General features: G+C 41.7%; 17 protein-coding genes. 9 read left to right on the forward strand and 8 right to left on the reverse strand.

What is annotated here, in order from left to right; genetic code table 11:
• Positions 1-141 precede the first annotated feature (141 nt).
• Together ACE01R_RS00005 and ACE01R_RS00010 are read right to left on the reverse strand one after the other, a co-directional pair.
• Positions 142-930 (reverse strand): DUF2071 domain-containing protein, encoded by a 789-nt coding sequence (locus ACE01R_RS00005; RefSeq protein WP_395543871.1) that lies wholly within the window; start codon positions 928-930, stop codon positions 142-144.
• 110 nt (positions 931-1,040) lie between these two features.
• Entirely contained in the window at positions 1,041-1,820 is a 780-nt protein-coding gene (locus ACE01R_RS00010; protein WP_395543874.1) for a ferredoxin--NADP reductase, read from the reverse strand.
• A 105-nt stretch (positions 1,821-1,925) separates the two neighbouring features.
• On the opposite strand from ACE01R_RS00010, the gene tsaA reads away from it, so the two are divergent.
• Positions 1,926-2,639, forward strand: coding sequence for a tRNA (N6-threonylcarbamoyladenosine(37)-N6)-methyltransferase TrmO (tsaA, locus tag ACE01R_RS00015; protein ID WP_395543875.1), 714 nt, complete (start codon positions 1,926-1,928; stop codon positions 2,637-2,639).
• 48 nt (positions 2,640-2,687) lie between these two features.
• Here tsaA and ACE01R_RS00020 read toward each other — a convergent pair whose 3' ends face one another.
• Positions 2,688-3,680: a hypothetical protein gene (locus tag ACE01R_RS00020; RefSeq protein ID WP_395543879.1), complete on the reverse strand. Its 993-nt coding sequence runs from the start codon at positions 3,678-3,680 to the stop codon at positions 2,688-2,690.
• Between the two features lie 198 nt (positions 3,681-3,878).
• The gene (locus tag ACE01R_RS00025; RefSeq protein ID WP_395544325.1) at positions 3,879-5,129 is read right to left on the reverse strand and encodes an MgtC/SapB family protein; all 1,251 of its coding nucleotides are present in this window, start codon (positions 5,127-5,129) and stop codon (positions 3,879-3,881) included.
• Between the two features lie 258 nt (positions 5,130-5,387).
• On the opposite strand from ACE01R_RS00025, the gene ACE01R_RS00030 reads away from it, so the two are divergent.
• The 4 genes from ACE01R_RS00030 to ACE01R_RS00045 all read left to right on the forward strand — a co-directional run bounded on the left by ACE01R_RS00030 (position 5,388) and on the right by ACE01R_RS00045 (position 9,755).
• Positions 5,388-7,145 carry a GspE/PulE family protein gene (locus ACE01R_RS00030; RefSeq protein WP_395543880.1) on the forward strand — a complete coding sequence of 586 codons (1,758 nt, stop codon included), beginning with the start codon at positions 5,388-5,390 and terminating at the stop codon, positions 7,143-7,145.
• Positions 7,146-7,243: 98 nt separating this feature from the next.
• Complete coding sequence (locus ACE01R_RS00035) at positions 7,244-7,606, forward strand: NirD/YgiW/YdeI family stress tolerance protein (protein WP_395543881.1); 363 nt, start codon at positions 7,244-7,246, stop codon at positions 7,604-7,606.
• Between the two features lie 144 nt (positions 7,607-7,750).
• A complete protein-coding gene (locus ACE01R_RS00040; protein ID WP_395543882.1) occupies positions 7,751-8,410 on the forward strand; it encodes a response regulator transcription factor in 660 nt (219 codons plus the stop codon).
• A 1-nt stretch (position 8,411) separates the two neighbouring features.
• Positions 8,412-9,755 carry a sensor histidine kinase gene (locus ACE01R_RS00045; protein ID WP_395543883.1) on the forward strand — a complete coding sequence of 448 codons (1,344 nt, stop codon included), beginning with the start codon at positions 8,412-8,414 and terminating at the stop codon, positions 9,753-9,755.
• A gap of 63 nt (positions 9,756-9,818) precedes the next feature.
• Here the strand turns inward: ACE01R_RS00045 and hemP are convergent, their stop codons facing one another.
• Positions 9,819-9,989, reverse strand: a complete 171-nt coding sequence (hemP, locus tag ACE01R_RS00050) for a hemin uptake protein HemP (protein ID WP_291352409.1) — start codon at positions 9,987-9,989, stop codon at positions 9,819-9,821.
• A 139-nt stretch (positions 9,990-10,128) separates the two neighbouring features.
• Here hemP and ACE01R_RS00055 point away from each other — a divergent pair, with 139 nt between their 5' ends.
• Positions 10,129-11,028: a thiamine phosphate synthase gene (locus ACE01R_RS00055; protein ID WP_395543886.1), complete on the forward strand. Its 900-nt coding sequence runs from the start codon at positions 10,129-10,131 to the stop codon at positions 11,026-11,028.
• A 48-nt stretch (positions 11,029-11,076) separates the two neighbouring features.
• On the opposite strand, the gene ACE01R_RS00060 is transcribed toward ACE01R_RS00055, so the two are convergent.
• Positions 11,077-11,643: a tetratricopeptide repeat protein gene (locus tag ACE01R_RS00060; RefSeq protein ID WP_395543890.1), complete on the reverse strand. Its 567-nt coding sequence runs from the start codon at positions 11,641-11,643 to the stop codon at positions 11,077-11,079.
• Positions 11,644-11,658: 15 nt separating this feature from the next.
• Complete coding sequence (gene mrcB, locus ACE01R_RS00065) at positions 11,659-14,052, reverse strand: penicillin-binding protein 1B (protein ID WP_395544326.1); 2,394 nt, start codon at positions 14,050-14,052, stop codon at positions 11,659-11,661.
• 410 nt (positions 14,053-14,462) lie between these two features.
• Between mrcB and ACE01R_RS00070 the strand changes: the two genes are divergently transcribed.
• Both ACE01R_RS00070 and ACE01R_RS00075 read left to right on the forward strand, forming a co-directional pair.
• A complete protein-coding gene (locus ACE01R_RS00070; protein WP_086199634.1) occupies positions 14,463-15,404 on the forward strand; it encodes an NAD(+) kinase in 942 nt (313 codons plus the stop codon).
• 3 nt (positions 15,405-15,407) lie between these two features.
• Positions 15,408-15,680: a YeaC family protein gene (locus ACE01R_RS00075; protein ID WP_395544327.1), complete on the forward strand. Its 273-nt coding sequence runs from the start codon at positions 15,408-15,410 to the stop codon at positions 15,678-15,680.
• 300 nt (positions 15,681-15,980) lie between these two features.
• On the opposite strand, the gene ACE01R_RS00080 is transcribed toward ACE01R_RS00075, so the two are convergent.
• Positions 15,981-16,982 carry a glycosyl transferase family protein gene (locus ACE01R_RS00080; protein ID WP_395543891.1) on the reverse strand — a complete coding sequence of 334 codons (1,002 nt, stop codon included), beginning with the start codon at positions 16,980-16,982 and terminating at the stop codon, positions 15,981-15,983.
• A gap of 435 nt (positions 16,983-17,417) precedes the next feature.
• Here ACE01R_RS00080 and ACE01R_RS00085 point away from each other — a divergent pair, with 435 nt between their 5' ends.
• A complete protein-coding gene (locus tag ACE01R_RS00085; RefSeq protein WP_395543893.1) occupies positions 17,418-18,764 on the forward strand; it encodes a dicarboxylate/amino acid:cation symporter in 1,347 nt (448 codons plus the stop codon).
• The last annotated feature ends 20 nt before the right edge of the window (positions 18,765-18,784 follow it).

Consider the following 18,784-nt stretch of genomic DNA (forward strand, 5'->3'; position numbering starts at 1 on the left):
CAGGTCAATTTATTTGAAAGGAAACTTTTAAGGTCACTCTTTGTGCCTGATAAAAAATGGCGAAAACAAGAAGAACCTCAATTGAGGTTCTTCTTGTGATATTTGTGGGACAGCAGTGGGCTGAAAAGTCCTCTTTTTAATTCAGCTCAGAACGGTGGGCGGCAAATAAATCGTAAATTCATTCATAGGTTCAATGAGTATGCTGTAGGGCTGCAACTGATCTTCAAAAGAAACTAAATTCATGCGTGCCAAAAGTTCAAAACGTGCATGATGCAGTTTTGCTGGCTTTGGCTGCAAACGATCATGCCAAACCCGATAAGTACCTAATTTGCCATCTCTACGATAATAAAAACCGGCAAGAGGATGAGTTAAATAAACCAGATAAGTTTCCAGGTCGGGAAAGCCTTCAAATTGCCAGCCGTCTTCTGCTGATTGCGTCAAATGCAATTCAGCGCTAGCCCATTCAGACTGGGTCTGTATTTTATATTGGCTGTAAAAGCCTTCGGTGTCCTGCTGGCAATCAAAATTAAAAACTGCAGGATGCCACGGCAATTGCCATAAATGGCGCGGTACAAGCAAAGTCCATGAATCTAGGGTCGTGCCAATAAACCAGACACAGCGTTCTTGCGTTTCCTTGTCAATGACGTATACGCGGTAATTGGTTTGTCCCATTTTAAATTTTGGAAATGGATAAACTGCTGAAGTAAAATCAACATCAAGAAAAGGAACCACAGACATCAGTGCCTTTTCTTGTCCTTGATATTGAATGGTATCCAGCTGAAAACGTGGTGGAATAATCTCTTTAAAACGGATTGGGTCAATTGCATAGGTGATGAGTGAAAAATGCTGTAATTTGCACAATACATCAATGCCTTTAGGCGCTGGACGCGGATGTAGAAAATCTTGAAATTTTAAATGTTGAAAGTTCATTACTTTAATAATCAATCATTTTGTTATTATTTTGATCTTAACCAAATGTTTAAAATCAGTAAATAAAAAAACCGAGGTATTAACCTCGGTTTTTTTAAGACTTAAGCATCTTATTTTTCAACGAATGCACGTTCAATCACGTAGTCGCCAAGTACACCCATACGAGGTGATTCTTTCAGACCGTGTTGGTCAAGAAGAGCGGCTACGTCGTCAAGGAATGCCGGGCTACCGCAAAGCATTGCGCGGTCAGTTTCCGGGTTGAAACGTGGCAAGCCAATTTTCTCGAACAATTGACCAGTTTCAATGGCAGTGGTTACACGGCCTTGAGTATGGAAATCTTCACGAGTTACAGTTGGGTAATACACTAATTTTTCTTTAGCGCCTAACTCACCGAAGAATTCATGGTTTGGAATTTCGTTTTCGATCAAGTCTTGGTAAGCCAATTCTGAAATGAAACGAGTACCATGAACCACGATGATTTTTTCAAAACGTTCGTAAGTTTCAGGGTCACGAATAACAGAAAGGAAAGGAGCAAGACCGGTACCAGAAGAAAGAAGGTACAAGTTTTTACCCGGGTTTAAATCGTCCAGAACTAAAGTACCTGTAGGTTTTTTAGAAACCAGAATTTCGTCACCCACTTTTACTTTTTGCAGAATAGAAGTTAAAGGACCATCTGGAACTTTAATAGAGAAAAACTCTAATTCTTCTTCGTAGTTAGCACTTGCAATTGAATAAGCGCGCATTAAAGGCTTACCATTCACTTCAAGACCGATCATCACAAATTGTCCGTTTTTAAAACGTAATGCAGTATCACGAGTTGTTTTAAAAGAGAATAAAGTGTCATTCCAGTGGTGGACGTGAGTAATCTTTTCGACGTTGAAAGCAGCCATTAAAGGTCTCAATAAGTTATCAAATTAGAACAGCTTACTATTCTAATCTAAAAACATTCTCGATAAACTGAATATATTTAATTGAACTTATCAGAAAAAGTGATTATGACTGAGCTTAAAATGCCAATAATCGGGTATATGAAATCGCCCTATAAAGAAAAATTTGGCATTCCACGCCAACCCAATCTGGTACAGGTTGAATCCTATATTGAGATGGTTGAACCTTATAATGATTTACTGGCATTTGAAGGGATTGAGGAATTTAGTCATCTCTGGTTGTTGTGGCAGTTCCATGACAATAAAAATAAGCAGGAAAGTCAAAAGTTTAGATCACAAGTTCGTCCGCCACGTTTAGGAGGGAACAAAAAAATCGGTGTGTTTGCCACACGCAGTATGTACCGCCCATCCCCGATAGGTTTATCTGTTGTCCAGCTGAAAGTAGTGAAGAAAGTCGGCAAGTCTGTACGTGTGTATGTGACGGGTAGTGATCTTCTGGATGGCACGCCTATTGTGGATATTAAACCCTATATTCAATATTCAGATGCTGTGATAGACGCACAATGTGGTTATGCACAGGATGAACCTGAACGAATGACGGTTATTTGGACAGAAAATGCCGAGCAGCAAAAGCAGGATTTAATGAAATGTCAAAAGTTAAATGAACAGCTTGTGGATGAATTGAAACAGGTCTTATCGCTCGATCCAAGGCCGGCTTATCAAAATGATGCAGATAGAGTGTATGGAATGCTATTTGCTGACTTGAATGTGAAGTTTAAGGTTGATGACCATAAGGTGCAAATTCTCGAAATTTTGACGTAAAAAAAAAGGAGCTTAAAGCTCCTTTTTTATATCGCTCGCTTGAGCAGTTTAAGGTTTCATTGAGTTTTGAATAAATTGTGCAGCGGTGTCGTTATACCAGCTGCATTCATTGTTCAAAGTTTCAATCTCTTCGATAGCCAGTTTGCGCTCTGCTTCAGTTAATGTACTGCTCAATTTGTCCTTTTGTTCTTGAATGTACTGCGCTAGGCTGTATTCAACTCCTTTCAGATAACGCCCAGCACCATAGTAGTTCCCCTTATATTCTGCCGCGCCATGAGTTGCGCCTGCATCTGTACCGTCATCGGAATATAAGTAGGCAATGGTGTCTTTATAGGTTTTCTTAAAGACGTGCTTGTCATTTTGGGCATAGTCTGCTGCATAATCATCAAAAGTAGGTTTTTTGTCACTCTTGCCAGTGTAGAGATACAGATTTTCTTGATTATTGCTGTGAATACTATTTTGTAAGCAATATGCACCAGCAGGGAAAGTTAGGTCTTTGACTGAATTATAATAAGCAAGGCGCTGTGCAGAAATATTTGAAATCGAATTATTTGCAATGTCCCATTGATCTCTGGACTCTAATGTTGCTAAAGCATTTTTGCCGCTGAGGTCAATTTTTTTGAAATTTGTGGTAAATATAAGACCGGTTGAGCCAACAGGAGAATAAGGCTTATGTGTAAACACTAAATTATCCAAAGATCCTGTCCCTGCTAAATATCCATATTTGGAATTTTTTGGTCCTAAATCTTGATAAACACCATCTTGAGTAACAAGAATGTCATTGTCTGGTGTAAGCGAGTCATCTTGAATATATACGGTGCCCTGATCAAGGGTTATCATGTTATGAACAAATTCAAGTGGTTCATTGACTGCATAGCCGGCTTCAATTTCAAAATAATGCCATTGTTGAAAATCTTTATTTTCTTCGGCAGATCCAGAATCTATACCTTGATAAGTGCTGTCTGAGCCACCTCCGCCGCCTCCACAGCCAGTCAAAGTGAATGCTGTAATAATTGATAAGCTCAGATATTTAAGCTTCATGATAAAACACCCCCGTTATTATTAATTAAAAATTTAAGTTTTTTGATAATAGATAAAAAATGAAGTCGATGATTAATTATTAATCTAATAATGTAAATGACTTATTGTTACTTCAAGAAATATTAACAAAATCATTATTTTAAATTTAACTAAAGATTTAATTTAATTGATTAATAATAGTTTATAATCAAACTCGATTTAAAGTTCATTAAGCCACCAAAGTACACCGATCAAAACGGTCATATGCAGAATTTGTACCGGTGCAAAATAAAGTGCAAATTTTAATCCTCCGCTTATGGCTGCATTAATGCATTTAGAAACTGCATGAGCACCCAGACCTAACATCATTGCATAGAGTAAACTGCTATTTGTAGGTTCACCTTGAACAACCACAGCGGCCGCAGCGGCATGAATTTCAAACAGTGACGCCAGGAGCGTACCTGCAATTAAACCTGCATCACCGAGTAAGAGTTCAAGTCCATAAACACCTGCCTGAATCAGGGTTAAAGTAACGGCAATGATCACTGCTTCCTTTAGGCTAAACATGGGACTGTCTTCAGGTTCTGTCTCTTCGACAGGTTCAGCTTTACGTATTAGCCAGTAAGCACAAAGTGCTAAAATAGCGATGGCGATGAGTGAGGGAAATGTCAGCAGCTTGAGCCAGGCTAAAGAGACACCACCGACTACAATCAATAAAAGTACCAAAGTGGATATACACGACATCAGTGCTGCACCGGCATTGGACCGGGCATCGGCCTCTTGATTGCGGACCTGTATGCCTAAATGTGCAATCGTTGCTGTACTGGAAACAAATCCGGAAGCAATTGAAGAAAGCATCAGCGCTTTCTTGCTTGAAAGTAAGCGCTTGGCTATATGCGCCAATGCCTGAACAACAAGGATTAGGGTAAGCAGTTTTAAAATAATATGTGGATTAAGCACATTGCCCCATAAAGGCGTATCGGGGGTCAGCGGTAAGGCGATTAAAATAAGGGCCAGTAAAAATACGCCATCTTTAAGTTCTGCCCCGGTAATCCATTTTCCAGCAATCCCATGCATGGAATGTTTCATCATTAAAATGAAGGTCAGTATTACAGAGAGACTGGCAGCTAGGGTAATATTCCACACGCACAGCGCACCGATAAAATAAGTCATGACGAAAGCCAGTTCGGTGGTGACCCCGGGGTCTTGCAGCTGATTTTTAAGGGAGAAAATACCGATACCGCCAACAATCAGTGCACCAATCACGCCAAAGATATCGCCAAAAGCAAAACACAAGGCGCCCAGTAAAGCGCAGATTGCAAATGAACGCACCCCTGCAAAACTATGCTGATTTTCACGTTGCTTGCTACGTTCACGTTCCAGACCAATCAGCAAGCCACAGCCTAATGCTGCTGCCATCACCATCAGCAATTCTTGAAAAGATGTAGTTTGAAGCGACAGGTTCAGCATATTATCCACAGGGAAAATCCAATTATCGGGTTATGCACATTCAGCTGCTGAATTAAACAGCATATTTGGCATTATTGGCTATAAATGTCCGAAAGTAAAAGCATAATGCTGATGAAAAACAGGCTATAGTTTATTTTGCAGTAAACGGTTATATAAATCAGTTTAGAAAAAGTTATGGGGAGATTTTTTTCTAAAATGGACTGACGCGAGATAACCTTTAGTTTGCTATAGTGTGTGAATGTTTTGGGGCATATAACAATGAAGTTTAATTTTGAAATGGATACATCCTGGTGTCTGGAACAATTACAAAAAGATGGACGTATTACCGAGCGTAACAAGCTGCTGATCCAAACCACACACCGTCAACGGGAACAACTGAAATGGCATCCCTTGCAGTGGATCGCACATTTTAATCTGGTCGATCAGGCGCATCCGCAATCGACCTTAACCTTAAACCGCTTGTGCCAGTGGATAGCAGACAAAGCCAATATTCCTTTTTATATTATTGATCCCTTGAAGGCCGATGTTGGTGCTTTGACCAATATCATGTCGCAAGAATTTGCGGTGCGTAATAAAATTCTGGCCGTCGAAATTCAGCCGGACAAAGTCCTGATTGCCACCGATCAACCGTTTAAAACGGAATGGGTGGCCAATCTTGAACATAGTATTGCCCCGAAAAAAATTCAGCGTGTACTGCTCAGTCCGGATCAGTTGCAGCGCTATCTGGTGGAATATTATCAGGTGAGCCGGGCGGTTAATTCATCGCAAAAAAACAGTGCTTATGACCGTGATAACAAAGGCGTAGAAGCACTATTGCAACTGGGCGATACGCAAAACCCGGATGCCAATGACCAACATATTGTCAAGCTGGTGGATTGGGTGTTGCAGTTTGCCTTTGAACAGGGTGCCAGTGATATTCATCTGGAACCCCGTAAAGATACCGGCAAGGTGCGTTTCCGTATTGATGGGGTATTGCATACCATTTATAAAATGCCGGCCAATACCCTGACCGCCGTGATTTCGCGCATTAAAATTTTAGGCCGCATGAATGTGGCGGAAAAACGCAAACCGCAAGATGGCCGTTTAAAAACCCGTACGCCTAAAGGACAGGAAACTGAGTTACGTCTATCCACCTTGCCGACCGCTTTTGGCGAAAAAATGGTGATGCGTATTTTTGACCCGGAAGTGTTGGTACGCAGTTTTCAGCAGCTCGGTTTTGAAGGCGGGTTACTGAATGATTGGCAGGCTTTAACTGCACACAGTCATGGCATTATTTTAGTCACGGGTCCGACCGGTTCGGGAAAAACCACCACGCTGTATTCTTCACTCAAACAGCTCGCAACTGAAGAAGTCAATGTTTGCACCATTGAAGATCCAATCGAGATGCTGGAACCGAGCTTTAACCAGATGCAGGTGAATCAGGGGATTGATTTAGGTTTTGCTGACGGTGTGCGTGCGCTGATGCGTCAAGACCCGGATATCATTATGGTCGGCGAGATTCGTGATCAGGATACTGCCAATATGGCGATTCAGGCTGCATTAACCGGTCACTTGGTGTTATCCACCTTGCATACCAATGATGCACCATCCAGTCTGACCCGACTGCATGATTTAGGGGTACAGCCATTTTTAACTTCAGCCACGATTTTAGGTGTACTGGCACAGCGTTTGGTACGTAAACTTTGCCCGCATTGCAAACAGGAAACCTTTATTAATGAACAGGAATGGAAGCATTTAACCTTTGATTATGCACTGGAAATGCCAAACTTTGTATTTCAGGCGGTGGGTTGTGAAGAATGTCGCCACACCGGCTATAAAGGACGTGTCGGCATTTATGAGTTTATGCCTTTAAGCCTTGCGACCAAACAGCTGATTGGTGCAGATGCGACTTTAAACCAGCTCCGTGATCAGGCGAAAAAAGAAGGGATTGAGCCGCTACGTATCGCGGGGGCGCGCAAAGTGCTGGCAGGAATGACCACTTTGGAAGAGGTGTTACGCGTTGTTCCACTGAATTGAAATACTGTTTGAAAATGAAGCTATCTTAAGATTCACCTCATCTTGATTTGTTTTAATCATGCTATTGAAATGAGCAACAACTTAATGAGGGTTTGAGCATGAACATGCTTTCTAAAGCAGCTTTAATGACCGCTTTGGTCGGTGCAACAACATTCGCCGTGGCAAATACTGCGGTAAATCAAGCTGCAATTGCACCACAAAAAGCCATTACAGTTAAACAGGCTTTAACTTTAAAAGATGACAGTAAGGTACAGCTTAAAGGCTATGTGGTAAAAGCAGTCGGGGATGAAAAATACCAGTTTCGTGATAATACCGGCACCATGACCGTCGAGATTGACGATGAGTTATGGCAAGGTAAACCCGTAAATGCCAAAACGCCAGTGACCATCATCGGTGAAGTTGACATCGATTACAAACCGGCTAAACGCATTGAAATTGATGTGGATGCCATCCGTTTTTAAGTGATGCCATGATAGATCAAGATGTAAGAGATTCTTCCTGATTTCTCCCCAAAACCACATGCATGTCATGTGGTTTTTTTGCAATCATGTGGTTTAAAAAACTGTTATCTTAAACAAAAACATATCCAGACATGAGAACAAGACATGCGAATCTTACTGGCAGAGGATGATGCTTCCCAAGCAGAAAGTATCAAAACATGGTTGGAAATGGATGGCTACAATATTGACTGGGTGGAACGTGGCGATCATGCCATTTTAGCCATTGAACAGCATCAGTATGACTGTGTCCTGCTTGATCGTGGACTACCTAAAGTCAGTGGTGATGACATTCTTAAAGCTCTACGTGCGTATCAGCAACAAACCCCTGTGATTTTTATTACCGCGCGGGACAGTATTCATGACCGTGTTGAAGGGCTGGATTTGGGTGCCAATGATTATCTGGTTAAGCCTTTTAGCTTGGAAGAACTTTCTGCGCGTGTACGTTCGCAATTACGCCAGCATCAAAGCAGTGCCGGACAATATCTGCGCTATGCAAATTTAGTCCTCGATCCACAGGCCAAAACGCTTATTCAGGATGGAAAGACCATCAACCTAACTGCCAAAGAATTTCAGATTTTACATAAATTGATGCAAAAGCCGGAGCATGTAATTACCCGTGAACAGCTGGAAGAATCACTTTATGCTTGGGGCGATGAAATAGAAAGCAATGCCATAGAAGTGTTTATCTATCAATTGCGTAAAAAGATTGGCAGCCAGTATATCAAGACCCTTCGTGGTTTGGGCTATCGCATGAGTCAGGGTTAGTATGTCAAAAGCCATTTCTCTACAAACCAGGTTAATCAAGACCTCATTATTCAGTTCCATGTTGGCTGGGGTTTTGGCCTTGCTGCTTTTTATGGGGATTTCCCTGTACCAGACCATGCAGGTGCAAGACCAGATCATGGATGAAATTGCAGATATGCTGTTAATTTCAGATGTAAGTACGAGTTCAGGACAACAGGTCGATGAACTCAGTGATGAATTTGACATTCAATACCAGTTAAAAGATCAGCAACAGGTGCTGAGCGAATCAGAAAATTTCCATTTGGACCATCTGTCTTCAACGTTCAAAAATAATGCCGATGAAGGTTATGATTTGATTTGGCACGATCAGCAGTTGTGGCGTATCTATACCTCTCAAAATCCTGAACTGAATACGTCGGTACTGCTATTGCAGCCCATGGGAGAGCGCTTTAAGGCTTTGGCTCAAAATGTCATGGGCTATAGTCTGATTTTAATTGTGCTCTGGTTCATTCAGTGGCTGATTTTACACTTTGCCGTGAAACGCCAATTTAAAGTCATTCATCAACTGTCCAGAGAAATTTCAGCTAAAAGTGCGGATGATCTCGCACCGATTCAGCAGCCAGTACCTGAATTAAAAGAATTACAGCCGATGATATGGCAACTGAACCAGCTATTACAACGCCTTGAACAGTCCTTGGTGGCAGAGCAGCGCTTTACTGCGGATGCTTCGCATGAATTACGTTCGCCATTATCGGCCATTCAAATGCGTTTGCAGGTACTGAAACGTAAATATCCGGAACTCGACCAAGACTTGGCGAGTATTCAAAATGATGTCAACCGTGGTACACAGGTGTTAGAAAACTTGCTGTTACTGGCACGACTGGACCCGGCCCATACGGGTCAATTGCCCAAGTCTGAAATGGATATGAACAGGGTGATCAATGAGGTCATGCAAGCCTTACAACCCTTTGCAGCCGAGAAAAATATTCAAATCCAGACACAATTCGCTGAAAATCTGGTGATTACTGGCAATGACAAACTCATTTTCAGTTGCCTGCGCAATCTGCTGGACAATGCCATCCGTTATGCTGGGCAAAATGGTCATGTATGGATTGAGATGCAGCACAAGCAATCATACATCAGCATCGTGATTGAAGATGATGGACAAGCTGTGACAGAAGAGGTCTTACAACGACTGGGTGAGCGCTTTTATCGGGCATTGGGTACTAAAACCCAAGGTTCAGGATTGGGGTTGTCGATTTGTAAAAAGATTATTGAATTACATGCCGGTGAAATTAATTTTTCTCGGTCGGCACATGATGGATTAAAAGTTGAACTGCAATTTCCATTGCATATCCAGCGTTAAAAAGCAGTATGTTTGCGCTCATACTGCTTGTTTCCACGTTTATTATTGTTGAGTTAATTATTTTTATTTGGTCAAAATAAGTCGATTGTTACGAGTTAAACGTAGACGATATTCTTCTCCGGCATGCATAATTCGAATTTCTCGACCCAGTGAAAACAGGTTGTTCGAGTGCAACATCGGTAGTGAGTGAGCTGTATCATGATTGCGGGTAAATAAGCTAAATGGTGCGTTCATTCCGTCGATTCCGTGGTATATATTGAATGATTTAAATGATAATCATTATCGAATAGACCTGTCAATGGATTATTTAAGATTTTATAAAAAACTTAAATTTGCTTACACTTTGTAATATTTTCAGGCTGAGGAACAGGGAATGTCTAAACCCATAATTCATGTTGCCATTGCAATTTTACTGCATCAAAACAAAGTGCTGGTGGGCTGGCGTGAAGCAAAACAGCATCAGGGCAATAAACATGAGTTTCCTGGTGGAAAGGTGGAGGAGGGTGAAACGCCCTTGGCTGCATGCCGCCGTGAAATTTATGAAGAAGTGGGTATTGGCCTGCATGACTGGCATGAGTTTGACCTGATTTGTCATGAATATGATGATGTGATTGTGAAGTTGCATCTATTTCAAGCCATCGTACCTACAGCTTTGTTGAATGAAATTCAGCTGCCTTGGAGCTGGTATAGCCGTGAAGAGCTGCTCAATCTAAATTTCCCCAAAGCCAATCTGGCCATGATTCAGCGCCTATATTGGCCCCATCAGATTAAAATTTCAGATCAACTTGAAACATTAAAACAGTTACAGCAAGACCAGTTGCTGTATTGGCGTGTTGATGGAAATCGGCAGCAGATTCGCGAACTGGCCGATATCAGTGTGGAGCATTTAGCTCAGCTCATTGTGAATGTCGATATTTATCAGCAACTCGGTGTAATCCAGCAAGCAGCCATTTCTACAATTCATTTAAAACAGTCACAGCTTATGGCTTTAAAGCCAGGTGATTTAAGCCTTGGAAAGCGTTACATTGCGGCATGTCATGATCTGGCTTCAATGCAACAGGCACAAAACATGGGTTGTGATGCGATCTTGCTGAGTCCGGTTTTGCCTACAGCAACTCATCCAGAAGCTGTAGCATTGGGATGGGAACAGTTCAAGCGCTGGGTTTCACAAGTTCATATACCTGTTTTTGCCTTGGGTGGCATGCAGGTGGGTGATCTTGCAGTTGCTAAAGAGCAGGGTGGCTATGGCATTGCAGGAGTGCGCTTTTTATAAAAAACCAGGAGGATGTATTGAAACTGTCAGTTCAACACATCCTCAATTTTATAAGCCTTGCAGGGCTTTTTGCGCTTGTTGAATGGTTTTTTGATCTTTTTGCTGTTGTGCCGCTTTTAAAATGACCTGCCAGAGTTGTTTCTTCATGGCATTGCTTTGTGCATAACTAAGTCCGCGTTGTGCCAGAGCTTTTGCATTTGCAGGCTGATTCTTTTTATTGGCGATCAGGGCCAAATACAGGAAGGTTTCAGCAGACTGCGGTGCAAGGCGCTGTGCCTGAAGTGCAGAGGCTTCCGCTTTATTCCATTGTCCTTGTTTATAGGCAAGCTGGGTTTGTTGCATGAGTTTTTGAAATGCAGGAAGCTGGCGGCCATCTTCAAACTGCTGCTTACTCCGTTGCTCAGGAACAATCACTTGCATCTTTTTACGTTGAATTTCTTCAAGTTCATAAGGTGTGATGACCACGCCCGAGGGTGTTTTAATGTCCTGTTTTTGTGTAGATGCAGGCTTCGACGGCTGTTTGGTCTCAGGGGCAGGCAGGCTTTGACAGCCCACCAAACCGATCAGGATCAGGGCGATTAGCCCGTGTTTATGCCGTTTAAATTGCCCATTCATGCTTAACGTTCACCCTTAATTGTCAAAACTACCACTTGAAATGACACGATCACTAGAACTATCGTTCTGCGTTTCAGTATCACTTTCACGAATATAGTTTCCAATACTATCGTTTTGATCAGCAGGTGCCTGATTGTTTTCAGTATCAGGATTGTAAGCAGGTTCTACCTGATAATTCGGTAAACCACAGGCAGTGGCCTGACGTGGCATATTACTGCGAAGTAATGGAATGTACATGGCACCCTCACAACCTTGCCCAGACAAATATCCACTAGAACGGTCAATCCATTGCCATTGCACACTGTCAGTTTGACGCAAGTTAACCGGTTTTTGACGCAATTGTTTCATCACGTTAATCCAGACCGGAAGTGCACCTGAAGAGCCAGTTAAGCCAGTTACCTTGTTATTATCCAGACCTAGCCAAACCACACTTAGATAATTACCTGAATAGCCTGCAAACCAGGAGTCACGGGTATCATTAGTGGTACCGGATTTACCTGCCAGTTTCAAGTCAGCAGGGAAAGCGCTATAAGCTGCACGTCCCGTCCCTGAGCTCATCACCTGTTGTAGGCCATAGTTTAAAATATACGCCGCGGAAGCATCGATGGTTTGTTGTGGTGTCAGGCCATAACGATCGAGCAGGCGTCCATTGGAATCGACCACTGAGCGAATGGACTTGATTGGATATTTGAAACCGCCGGTTGCAAAATTGCCGTAAATACTCATTACTTCCATAGGTGACATATCAACCGCACCGAGGAAGATCGATGGATAGCTTGGAATATTGGACGTCACGCCAAATTTTTTCAGGTGATTGCTAAAGGTCGAAATGCCAAATTCTTGCCCCAAACGTACGGCAGCCAGGTTGTAGGAGTTTGCCAGTGCTTCGGACATAGGAATAGTGCCATGCTCACCACCACTGTAGTTTTTAGGCGTCCAGTTTTTACCTTCGCTATAAATGTTCATGGCACTATCTTCAACCGGTGTGGCCCAGTTATAACGTCCCGATTCAATCGCACTTAAATAAATAACCGGTTTAAGCAAGGAGCCGACCTGACGTTTTGCATCCAGGGCACGGTTAAAACCGGTAAAGTCCTGGGTAGAACCTAAAGCGGCAACCAGTTCACCATTTTCAGGATGAGAGATTAAAACGGCACCTTGCAAATCTTTTAAACGTTTCGGATTGGCATCGGCCAGTTTGGAAACAGATGCTTTAAACGCTTCCTGTACTTTGGTTTGGGCAATTGGGTCCAGCGTGGTAAAGATTTTTAAACCTTGATTGGTCAGATCGCCTTCCTGATATTCAGTACGTAGTTGTCGACGTACAATATCCATGAAATCCGGAAAGCGGGCAGGCCCCAAGGTGGGTTTTGCAATGACATTTAATGGTCGTGCAACTTCTCGCTCATACTTTTCCTGAGTGAGATATCCCATTACCAGCATATTGTGCAACACAATATCACGGCGTTTTTTTGCACCTTCCGGATTTTTCCACGGATTAAACAGGGAAGGCCCTTGTACCAGACCGACTAAATAAGCCTGTTGGGCGATATTAAGTTCGCGTAGCGGTAAGCCAAAATAAAACTGTGAAGCCAGACCATAGCCATTAATCGAATAATTGCCATTTTGTCCCAGATTTACTTCGTTTAAATAAGCTTCCAGAATTTCATCTTTGTCATAATGAAGCTCAATCAGCATCGCCATCAGAGCTTCATTGACTTTACGTTTTAAAGTTCTTTCAGGGCTGAGATAGAAATTTTTCACCAACTGCTGGGTCAGGGTTGAGCCGCCCTGACGTTTCCCACCGGTGATATTGCTGACTAAAGCACGCGCTGTACCACGAACCGAGATGCCATGATGATGGTAAAAGTTACGGTCTTCAGTTGAGATCAGAGCTTCAATGAGTGGTTTAGGCACGCTATTGAGCTTAATCAGCACACGGTCTTCATTATGTTGTGGATAAATTCCGCCAATCAGCAACGGTTCTAAACGTGCAATGCCGGTAGAAGACGGTTTAGTCGCACTGACTTCACCAATCTGGTTATCGCTAAAGGTAACTTTTAACACCTGCTCGGGTTCAACGCTGTCACCAAAGTCGAAGCCGCGGGTATGAACATAGAGAGCATCACCGGACGTTACATAATTACCGGATTGGGCATAACTCTCAGAAATTTTATAGCCCAGAAGTTTCAGTTCTTGAGTGAAGTCTGTCTGGTTGACCGGTGCATTGGTATAAATTTCCAAAGGACGGGCAAAAACTTTTGCCGGAATATCCCAGCGCTGTCCTTCAAATTTATTACGTACAATATTGTCCATTCGGATTAAATAGACACTAAAAACCAAGAATACGCCAATGACTAATATTGAAAAAATAAGGGCCAGTAAACCGATACCGCGTTCAGACTTCATCAATGATTATAAGATCCAAATAAATTGTGCTAATCATGCGAAGCTTTTCATTTTTTTGCAATAATTAATCTGTGAATGAAGATAAAATATAATAATAAACTGCACAAAATATTTGTAATGAGTCTTTGATTTTATAAAAGATATTATTTCTAGTATTAAAACAGTATTTGCAAATAATATGCGCATATTAAAGCAAGTCAACAGTGTTAAGCATCTAAGTTGTTCCAATAAAAGCAATTTTATCAATCGGGTGACTTTTACTCTAAAAAACCATGCTGATTTTAGTCATGGCAGACTACCCAATAAAGTGATCTGAAGAGCGGGCTAAAATCTGGCCTGAGTCTTTGAATTCGCTAGATTGTCCGTGCAATCTGAACTTAAAGTTTTTTAAAATGAACAGGGTTAATGCTATGATAGGCAGGAATCGTAGCGGAGCGATGACCCAGGTGCAAATTTCACATAAAACTTTTCGGAACATTGGATTAATAGGCCGTCCAGATAAATCCTCCGTCGTGGAAACTTTAAGTCTTATTCATGACCATCTTTTAAGTTTAGGTTTACATCCTGTTTTTGATTCGGAAACAGCAGCTTTAGTCCCTTATAACAATACTCAAACCGTAAGCCGCAGTTTACTAGGTGAAGTGGTTGATCTGGTGATTGTGGTGGGTGGTGATGGCTCTTTACTGCATGCAGCACGCGCCCTGGTGAGACATAATACCCCTGTCATTGGGGTCAACAGGGGACGTTTGGGCTTTTTAACCGATATCAAGCCGACCGAAGTTATTTTTAAGCTGGATCAAGTGTTGAAAGGCGAGTTTCAGCTCGACCGCCGTTTCTTGCTAGAAATGGAAATCCGTTCCAAAGGTGAAAGTATTTATGATGCGATTGCCTTGAATGATGTGGTTTTACATTCCGGCAAGTCGGTTCATATGATTGACTTTGAACTTAATATTGATGGTCAATATGTCTATCGTCAGCATAGTGATGGTTTGATTGTTTCGACGCCTACTGGCTCTACTGCGTATGCGCTCTCTGGTGGTGGACCGATTGTCCATCCAAGCATGGATGCCATCTCTTTGGTGCCAATGCATCCGCATACCTTGTCTTCGCGTCCTATTGTGGTTGGTGGGCATAGTGAAATTAAGATTATCATTCGTGAAAACCGTGTGTTACCAATGGTCAGTGCCGACGGTCAACACAGCGTTTCACTCAGTGTTGGGGATAGTTTGCATATCCGTAAACATCCATTTAAATTGAATCTCCTTCATCCACCCGGTTATGATTTCTATATTGCTTGTCGTACCAAACTGGGTTGGAACCAAGATTTTGACTCTTTACAACAGCAGGATTAAATGATGAATATTGAACAAATGCTGGCCGTACTCGATCCTGAAATTGTTGCGCGTTTAAAGACAGCAGTGGAAATTGGTAAATGGCCGAATGGCGTAGCACTTACGCAAGAGCAACGTCAAATCTGTATGCAGGCGGTTTATGCTTGGGAAATGAAAAATTTACCTGAAACTGAACGTAGCGGCTATATTGATCGTGGTACCAAGGAAGAAGATGAACACTGCGATTCTCATGATCCTCAGCAAGACGAAGAATTCAAGCCGATTCGTTTTGTTTAAGTATTTCTTTATAATAAAAAAGACACTACGGTGTCTTTTTTATTGGTGGCCGACTTAAATTGATGTGTATCACGGCCACATGAAGCCTCAAGCCTTCAGGAGACTTTGTGTAGGCAAGGTTTTACTTTTGACAGGGCAAAAGTAAACAAAACCCTTTGTTGTGCTGATGATACATCCTTGTATCACAGCACAACGATCGGCGTCCTGCCGATCTCATGTGATTAAATGCTATTTTTAAAGTCTGAAAAAAATAAGGCAAAATAGAGCATCACTTACTCAGGCATTTATCGACAAACCCAATCAAATAACTTTTCGATTTAGCCATAGCTCTTTGGCTTTTAACATCGCTTCTTCATAAGAAGTACAGGCTCCCATCGTGTATAAAGCAATTCCCATGGTTTCAGTGACAGCAATTTCGCCATATTCATGATGTTGCTTGCCTTCCCACACCGCTTTAAAAACCGCTAAATCCAGTTCTTCTTCAATAGGACTACGGTTTTCGGTCAATTTCGGTAATTCATGTTCGTACAGTTCACCATTTTTAATGCCACAGATTAAGGTTTTGGCATCCGGATTACGTTCAAATTCACCACCTTCACCTTTAATGACTGCACTATTTTGATAGCCCAGTTTAAATGCAGCCTGCTGGTGTGAAGTACGATAAGCCGGATGGAAAATAGCCTGCATAGTAGCTTTGGCATTAAATGGATTAATCAAACGGGCCAAAGTATGAATCGGTGAGCGCAAGCCCATCACATTACGTAAAGAAATTAGATCGCTCAAAATAGGTGAAATCGCTGCTAAGGGCATATAAGCAAAATTGCGTTGCTGTAACTGCTGTTCCACATCGCTGTCATTCTGGCAAATTGGATAACCAAGATATTCCAGAACCTGTTCGGTATAAAGGCGGTTAATGGTATGTCCAGATGCGCCATGCATCACGACTTTATAGCCGTGTTGTGCCAAGGTCAGTGCTGCCAATAAAAACCATGGATAATGCTTACGTTTGCCGGCATAAGATGACCAGTCCAAGTCTACATCTAATGCCTTGAAATTGAGTTGATCACGGGTGGCCTGTACAAAGCCAGCCAGTTCATCTACAGATTCTTCTTTAACACGCAGTAGCATGAGGAAAGCCCCCAGTTGAACATCCAAAACCTCATTTTTCAGGATCATGCTGAATGCCTGATAGGCTTCGTCAAAAGTCAGCGAACGGGCACCGTTTTTTCCTTTGCCTATAATACGGACATATTGTGCGAAAGGATGTTCAGCATCTTTGTAGATATTTCTTTTGGTTTGCATAAGGAGTATTTCTTGGCAACGGAAAATGGGATGGATAATAGTTTATAAAGATAAGGTAAATATTTCAGCCTAATTTAAATAAAAGTAACTTTAGTTATTTCGACTAATGTCTAATGAGTAGTGGTGATATTTTAAACAAACTTAACAATATAGACCGCATCAATAAATAAAAATTAGGTAAAATTTAACATTAGGTAAAATTATGTAGATTTGCTTATCAGCATGTGTGACCGAATAGGTGGATTTTTTATAAATTCAATTCATTCATCATGATAAGTTTATGATTTTTTTGTTTTATATCCCAGTATTTGAGCTTACTCAATACTTTTTGTATGTTCTTTTGTGATGAATACAAAAGGATTAAAGGCTGTGTATTCGTAAGAATAGGCAAAAACTGAATATTTCTAGTGCTGAAATATCTAAAGAAGTAATGTTATGGCTAAGAAACCAATTTATAAGTCACTGTATTTTCAAGTGATTGTTGCCATCATTTTAGGTGTGATTGTTGGGCATTTTTACCCAAGTTCATCTGTAATCGTTGACGGCGTTAAGCAAAGTGTTCCAGGCTTGGGCGAGCAATTAAAACCATTAGGTGATGCCTTCATCAAGCTCATCAAAATGATTATTGCACCCGTGATTTTCTGTACTGTCGTGAGTGGTATCGCAGGTATGGAAAGCATGAAATCTGTTGGTAAAACAGGTGGTATTGCGCTGCTTTATTTTGAGGTTGTCTCAACACTGGCATTAATTATCGGTTTGCTGGTGATTAATATTGCAAAACCGGGTGTAGGGATGAACATTGATCCCGCATCTTTAGATACTTCAGGTATCAGCAAGTATGTGGAATCGGGTGCTTCACAATCGACCGTTGATTTCTTCATGAACATCATCCCGAATACGGTGGTGGGTGCCTTTGCTGAAGGTGAAATTCTTCAGGTCCTTTTATTCGCATTACTGTTTGGTTTCGCATTACATAAATTGGGCGATGCAGGTAAACCCGTCCTTAAATTCATCGATCAAATTTCGCATGTGTTCTTCAACATCGTAAATATGATTATGAAACTTGCGCCTATCGGTGCGTTCGGTGCGATGGCATTTACGATTGGTAAATATGGTATTGGTTCACTTGCTCAGTTAGCTCAATTAATCATCTGTTTCTATATTACCTGTTTGTTGTTCATCTTCATTGTATTGGGTGGGATTGCACGTTTCTGTGGTTTCAGCATCCTGAAAATGATCCGTATGATTCGTGAAGAGTTATTGATTGTACTGGGTACATCATCTTCTGAATCCGTGCTTCCACGCATGTTGAAAAAACTGGAAATCGCCGGGTGTGAAAAGTCAGTTGTTGGTCTGGTGATTCCTACAGGTTATTCATTTAACCTAGATGGTACTTCAATCTATTTAACCATGGCTGCAATCTTCATTGCACAGGCAACCAACACTCAGCTTGATTTAGCACATGAAATTACACTTTTAGCGGTGTTGTTAATTTCTTCTAAAGGTGCGGCAGGTGTAACAGGTTCTGGCTTTATTGTCATGGCGGCAACATTGTCTGCTGTAGGGCATATCCCTGTAGCAGGTTTGGCATTGATTCTGGGGATTGACCGTTTCATGTCTGAAGCACGTGCCTTGACCAATCTGGTGGGTAACTCACTGGCAACAATTGTCGTTGCAAAATGGGTTGGCCAATTAGATACAGCCCAATTAAATGAAGCATTAAACAACCCGGAAATGGTTGACAAAAAAATGCAAGAAGAAGCGACTCAAGCACACGCTTAATCGATTCTGATTTTAAAAAG

Source organism: Acinetobacter sp. BSP-28 (assembly GCF_044130285.1).
Classification (GTDB): Bacteria; Pseudomonadota; Gammaproteobacteria; order Pseudomonadales; family Moraxellaceae; genus Acinetobacter.

Excerpts from the sequence above, each read along its gene's own strand:
- ACE01R_RS00070 (WP_086199634.1), top strand. The coding sequence starts at position 14,463 with ATGATAGGCAGGAATCGTAGCGGAGCGATGACCCAGGTGCAAATTTCA.
- ACE01R_RS00045 (WP_395543883.1), top strand. The coding sequence starts at position 8,412 with ATGTCAAAAGCCATTTCTCTACAAACCAGGTTAATCAAGACCTCATTA.
- ACE01R_RS00025 (WP_395544325.1), bottom strand. The coding sequence starts at position 5,129 with ATGCTGAACCTGTCGCTTCAAACTACATCTTTTCAAGAATTGCTGATG.
- ACE01R_RS00010 (WP_395543874.1), bottom strand. The coding sequence starts at position 1,820 with ATGGCTGCTTTCAACGTCGAAAAGATTACTCACGTCCACCACTGGAAT.
- ACE01R_RS00040 (WP_395543882.1), top strand. The coding sequence starts at position 7,751 with ATGCGAATCTTACTGGCAGAGGATGATGCTTCCCAAGCAGAAAGTATC.
- ACE01R_RS00020 (WP_395543879.1), bottom strand. The coding sequence starts at position 3,680 with ATGAAGCTTAAATATCTGAGCTTATCAATTATTACAGCATTCACTTTG.
- ACE01R_RS00060 (WP_395543890.1), bottom strand. The coding sequence starts at position 11,643 with ATGAATGGGCAATTTAAACGGCATAAACACGGGCTAATCGCCCTGATC.
- mrcB (WP_395544326.1), bottom strand. The coding sequence starts at position 14,052 with ATGAAGTCTGAACGCGGTATCGGTTTACTGGCCCTTATTTTTTCAATA.
- ACE01R_RS00055 (WP_395543886.1), top strand. The coding sequence starts at position 10,129 with ATGTCTAAACCCATAATTCATGTTGCCATTGCAATTTTACTGCATCAA.
- ACE01R_RS00005 (WP_395543871.1), bottom strand. The coding sequence starts at position 930 with ATGAACTTTCAACATTTAAAATTTCAAGATTTTCTACATCCGCGTCCA.
- ACE01R_RS00030 (WP_395543880.1), top strand. The coding sequence starts at position 5,388 with ATGAAGTTTAATTTTGAAATGGATACATCCTGGTGTCTGGAACAATTA.
- ACE01R_RS00075 (WP_395544327.1), top strand. The coding sequence starts at position 15,408 with ATGAATATTGAACAAATGCTGGCCGTACTCGATCCTGAAATTGTTGCG.
- ACE01R_RS00035 (WP_395543881.1), top strand. The coding sequence starts at position 7,244 with ATGAACATGCTTTCTAAAGCAGCTTTAATGACCGCTTTGGTCGGTGCA.
- hemP (WP_291352409.1), bottom strand. The coding sequence starts at position 9,989 with ATGAACGCACCATTTAGCTTATTTACCCGCAATCATGATACAGCTCAC.
- ACE01R_RS00080 (WP_395543891.1), bottom strand. The coding sequence starts at position 16,982 with ATGCAAACCAAAAGAAATATCTACAAAGATGCTGAACATCCTTTCGCA.
- tsaA (WP_395543875.1), top strand. The coding sequence starts at position 1,926 with ATGACTGAGCTTAAAATGCCAATAATCGGGTATATGAAATCGCCCTAT.
- ACE01R_RS00085 (WP_395543893.1), top strand. The coding sequence starts at position 17,418 with ATGGCTAAGAAACCAATTTATAAGTCACTGTATTTTCAAGTGATTGTT.